Below are 5,185 nucleotides of genomic sequence, written 5' to 3'. Positions count from 1 at the left end.
GATTAAACCGTCTTAACCGTCAAAAATCTAAGAAGTTTAAGAAAGGTCAACCCCAATCAAACAACTACAAAAAAGCTAGGAAGAGATATGCCTTAAAACATTTAAGAGTAAGTAGACAACGTAAAGGCTTTGTCCAGAGAGAGGCATTGCGCGTCATTAAATCTAACGATTTTATCGCCTACGAAGACTTAAATGTTAAAGGACTGGTAAAAAACTCGAAACTAGCTAAATCTATCAATGATGCGGCTTGGTCAACTTTTCGACAATGGTTAGAATATTTTGGCTTTAAATATGGTAAGGCTACGGTAGCAGTACCGCCCCATAATACCAGTCAGAATTGTTCTAATTGTGGAGAAAAGGTATTTAAATCTCTATCGACAAGAACCCATATTTGTCCCCATTGTGGCTATGTAGAAGATAGAGATACCAACGCCGCTATTAACATTTTGAAAAGGGGACTAAGTACGGTAGGGCATACCGGAACTCACGCTTGGGGAGAGATTCCCTCTGGCTTGGTTGGATACGTCCTGCCAAGTTAAGGAAACTCGTTGAACCAAGAATCCCTCGCTTTTAGCGATGGGAGTGTCAAATAACGGAATTAGCCAAGGACGCAATGGACTGGGGAGTATTTTTGTCTGGGCTGGTGGCAATGGAGGGGAGCAGGATGGGGTGAATTTTGATGGCTATGCGAATTCTCGTTATGTGATTCCGGTGGCAGCGATTACCCATCAGGGTGTGCAAGCGGTTTATAGTGAGTGGGGCGCACCTCTGTTGATTTCCGCTTATTCGAGTGGTGATGGTTTAGGGATTATCACAACGGATCTTGCTGATTATGTACAAGTTGGGGGGACTTCGGCGGCGGCGGCGTTGACTTCTGGGGTGGTGGGGTTGATTTTGGAGGCGAATCCTAGTTTAACTTGGCGGGATGTGCAGCATATTCTGGTGGAAAGTGCGCGGAAAAATGATCCTGATGATGAAGGTTGGACGGTGAATGGTGGGGGATTTGAACATAATTATAAGTATGGGTTTGGGGCGTTAGATGCGGCGAGGGCGGTTGAGTTAGCGAAGGAGTGGAGGGCAACGGGGAAATTAGTGGGGCGGGAATGGATGGTTACGTCGGGAGTGATTCCGGTGGGTGAACAGATTCCCGAAAATGGTGATTCTGTGACTTCAACTGTAGGGATTAGAGAAAATATAACCCTAGAAAAAGTTGAGGTGATGTTTGATGCGACTCATACCAATCGAGGGGATTTAAAAGTGGTGCTAACTTCTCCGAGTGGTACAGAGTCAATTCTGGCGCAACCTCGTTTAAAGGATACGGGGGATAATTTTGATAAGTGGATATTTACGTCGGCGCGTCATTGGGGCGAGTCGTCGGTTGGGGATTGGACGCTGCAAGTGTTTGATGAGAATAATAATGAGATAACAGGGGAATTAAAACAGTGGAAATTGAATCTGTATGGTTACAAAGCAACGACTACAATTGAGGCGACAGATCCCGATGCGAAGGAGGGGGAACATTCGGGAGAGTTTACCATCAGACGAACGGGAAATACGCAAGAGGATTTAGTTGTTTATTTTACGTTTGAAGGATCCCATCACTGGTCTCGCCCGAGAGCCACTTTAGGGGTAGATTACACCTTAGAAAGTGCCTATACGACTCAAGAGGATTTACACAAAGGAAAGGTATTAATTCCGGCGGGGCAGTCGGAAGTAACGATTATAGTTAATCCGATTGATGATGATATTTCTGAGTATCCTGAATTGGTACGGTTGAAATTAGTGGAAGAGCGAGATAGTCAAGGGAAGGAGCTACCGGATCGGGAAAAAAGTTATGAAGTGGGAACAGACGATCTAGCGGCGGTAACGATTTGGGATAATAATGTGCCGTTAGTTTGGCTTTTAACTGATTGGTCTTCTAAATATAACAATAATGGATATGTTGCTACTGAAGGTTCAAGTGAGGCAAAGTTTAAATTGCGCCGTTGGGGTGATTTAGATCAAGAGTTAACGGTTAATTATTCGATTACAACGGAGGTAACAGAACAGACTTTTAATGATATCTTTGCTCCGTTGTATCGTGGAGTTACTTATGATCAATTTATGACGGAAATCTTCCATCCTGCGCAAGTGGATGATTTTACGATTAACCCAGATAATAGTCGCGATACCTTTACCCCTAATCTTGACCCGAATAGTATGATTTTAGGGACAGGAACAGTGACCTTTGCGGCCGGACAGTGGGAATCAAGATGGAGCAATTTTGTGCCTGTTAATGATGACGAAATAGAACCAACAGAAAGAGTTATTATCCAAATTGAACCTAGCAATACACAAGGAGATAACTCGGATGTTTCCTATATTATTAACCCGTCCTATAACCGTCAGCGTCCAAACTATCTTCCGATAGAAATTTTGGATAATGATTCTAAACCCGTGATTGAAATAGCCGTGACTCAACGGGCTTCTGAAGATGGCACAGTGGGACAAGTCACATTTACCCGCAAGGGATTCCTAGAGGGGGATTTAGAAATTAACTATTGGGATAATGGTTGGTGGTTGAAAGCATTGCCGGGCATTGATTATGAAGTGCCTGACGGAGGTTACATTACAGATGCTCACGGTCGCCCCGTGGTAGATGGGGAGTTTAAGCAAAGTAACCGCTTGCAGGGCAGTATTGTTATTCCCGATGGAGAAGAATCGGTGACGTTGGAAATTGTGCCGATTAATAATGGTGTACGAGATCCCCGAAATAAACGAGTTCGGATTGTGTTGCGAGAAGATGATGCCTATTCTATTGGTTCAAAAGTTTCGGTTGATCTCTGGATTGATGATATTAATAAAACCGAGGTGCAATGGGTTCAGCAATTGGGGACGGAGGCTTTTGATATGGCGACGGGGGTTGCTGTGGATGGGGCGGGTTATGTTTATCTGACTGGACGGACGGCCGGGGCTTTAGGGGATAAGGAATCTGACTCTCCGGCTATCCAATTGGGTGATGGTTTTGTGGCGAAATATGACCCTAATGGGGAGTTAACTTGGGTGAAACAATGGGGCAATAATGGGTTTACTGAACCGAACAGTATTGTGGTGGATCCTCATACGGGAGATGTGTATATTTCGGGCTGGACTGATGGGGAAGAGAGTATGAATGGCAGTCGGGCTTCTTTTATTACCAAATATAATGGGGCTGGTGAGGTTCAATGGACGGAGTTTGTGGGGAATAAACGCATTACTGATCAGTCCTCGCTGAATTATGATATTGCCAGTGGCAAGATGACCTTGGGGGATGATGGTTTTCTCTATATTACGGGGTATACGACGGGGAATTTAGGGGGAACTGTTGCGGGGACGGCGGATGCTTGGGTGGCGAAGTATAGCCCGGATGGGGAACAGGTTTGGTTGCGACAGTTGGGAAGTTCTATGGGGTCGTCCCGGTGGGATGAGGCGACGGGGGTGGCGGTTGATCAGGCGGGGAATGTTTATATTACGGGACATACCCAAGGGGCGATGAGTGGACAAACTCATTTGGGGGATAAGGATGGCTGGTTGGCGAAGTATGACGCTGAGGGGGTTTTTCAATGGGTGAAACAGTTCGGCACGATGGCGACGGATGAGGTGTTGGGGATTTCTGTTTATGATCCCAATTCGGGGGCGGATGGTCATGATCCTTCGTTGGTGCGGATTCATCTGGTGGGTTATACGCGGGGATGGTTGGGTGAAACGTTAGATAGGAGCCAAGTGAATATTTACGATTGGAAGGATCCCGTGGCGGTGTGGGCTGGGGTTCATGGGGATATGTCGGGTTTGGGTGGCACTTATCGGGGCCAAGGGGATGCTTGGGTGGCTCAGTTTACGGGGGATGGGGTTTCTGAGTGGAAACGTCTTCTGGGGACGGAGTTGGCGGATCGGGCGACGGGTGTGGCGACGGATGGGGAGGGGAATGTATATATTACGGGTTATACGGATGGGGCGTTGGGTGAATTGCATGGGGAGATGGGGAGCCGTGATGGTTTTGTGGCGATGTATAACCGGGATGGGTCTTATCAGTGGGCGGTACAGTTGGGGACTGTGCGTAATGATGTGTCTCATGCGATCGCCTTGGGGGAAAATAGTGTTTATGTGGCGGGTGTAACCTCGGGTGTGATGCCTGCTGGGGTGAATGATAGTACGGGGGAAAATGTGCGTTATGGGTCTAGTGATGCTTGGGTGGCGAAGTTGGGGCAATCTTATTTGATGTAGGGGTTGCGCTGGTGCTTCACCCAACCTACGGATAAGGAATTGTTGGGTTGCGCTGGCGCTTCACCCAACCTACGGATAAGGAATTGTTGGGTTGCGTTGGGGCTTCACCCAACCTACGGATAGGGATTTGTTGGGTTGCGCTGGCGCTTCACCCAACCTACAAATACAATGAAAAAAACGCTTGAAAGTATCTTGTTTATGACCCGTGAAGCTGGCCCCAACGTCCTCGATCGTCAAACGATTTTATCAACTCTGCGTGATCATCGTGAAGCCCTAGATGGCTTTGGTGTCTATTCTTTAGCGCTATTTGGCTCTGCTGTTCGTAATGAAGCGACTCCAGAAAGTGACTTAGATTTTCTGGTTGAATTTGCAGGAAAAGCAACGTTTGATCGTTATATGGATTTAAAATTTTTTCTGGAAGATTTATTTAACAGACCTGTGGATCTGGTGACTAAGCAATCCCTAAAGCCACAAATTCGGAAAACTGTGTTGAGTGAAGCTATTAATGTCTCGTAATTTAAGTCTGTATTTGGATGATATCGTGACCAGTATCGAGAAAATTCAACGCTTTACGGCTGATCTAAATCAAGATGCCTTTATGGCGGACGAACGCACTTTTGATGCGGTTATCCGTAATCTCCAAGTTATTGGTGAAGCCGTGAAACAGATTCCTACGGATTTGCGCGATCGCTACCCCCAAATAGAATGGCGAAAAGTGGCTGGACTGCGAGATATCCTCACTCATGCTTACTTTTCGATAGATCATGACATTCTGTGGGATATCATCCAAACTCAATTAAATAAACTTCATGATTGTATTACCAAAAACCCTGGGTCTAAAGCCCCGTCCTTCTAGGACGGCTTTTTCTTAATCGTAATACAATTAAGAGAATCACTTGCATTTCGTAAGATGCTCATTCTTTCCTATCAATACAAGTTGCGT

The 5,185-nt window shown here is 46.0% G+C and carries 3 protein-coding genes and 1 pseudogene; all 4 read left to right on the top strand.

Going from position 1 to position 5,185, the window contains the following annotated elements:
• Positions 1–552, top strand: a pseudogene (locus K4A83_RS21810) (RNA-guided endonuclease InsQ/TnpB family protein); the annotation flags it as partial.
• A gap of 24 nt (positions 553–576) precedes the next feature.
• Positions 577–4,242, top strand: coding sequence for an SBBP repeat-containing protein (locus tag K4A83_RS21805; protein WP_265266823.1), 3,666 nt, complete (start codon positions 577–579; stop codon positions 4,240–4,242).
• 198 nt (positions 4,243–4,440) lie between these two features.
• Positions 4,441–4,758: a nucleotidyltransferase family protein gene (locus tag K4A83_RS21800; RefSeq protein WP_407810266.1), complete on the top strand. Its 318-nt coding sequence runs from the start codon at positions 4,441–4,443 to the stop codon at positions 4,756–4,758.
• Positions 4,748–5,098 carry a HepT-like ribonuclease domain-containing protein gene (locus K4A83_RS21795; RefSeq protein WP_265266821.1) on the top strand — a complete coding sequence of 117 codons (351 nt, stop codon included), beginning with the start codon at positions 4,748–4,750 and terminating at the stop codon, positions 5,096–5,098. The genes K4A83_RS21800 and K4A83_RS21795 overlap by 11 nt, the downstream gene beginning before the upstream one ends.
• The last annotated feature ends 87 nt before the right edge of the window (positions 5,099–5,185 follow it).

This window comes from Spirulina subsalsa FACHB-351 (assembly GCF_026130165.1).
GTDB lineage: Bacteria > Cyanobacteriota > Cyanobacteriia > Cyanobacteriales > Spirulinaceae > Spirulina_A > Spirulina_A subsalsa_A.
This window is presented reverse-complemented; position numbering and strand designations above follow the sequence as displayed.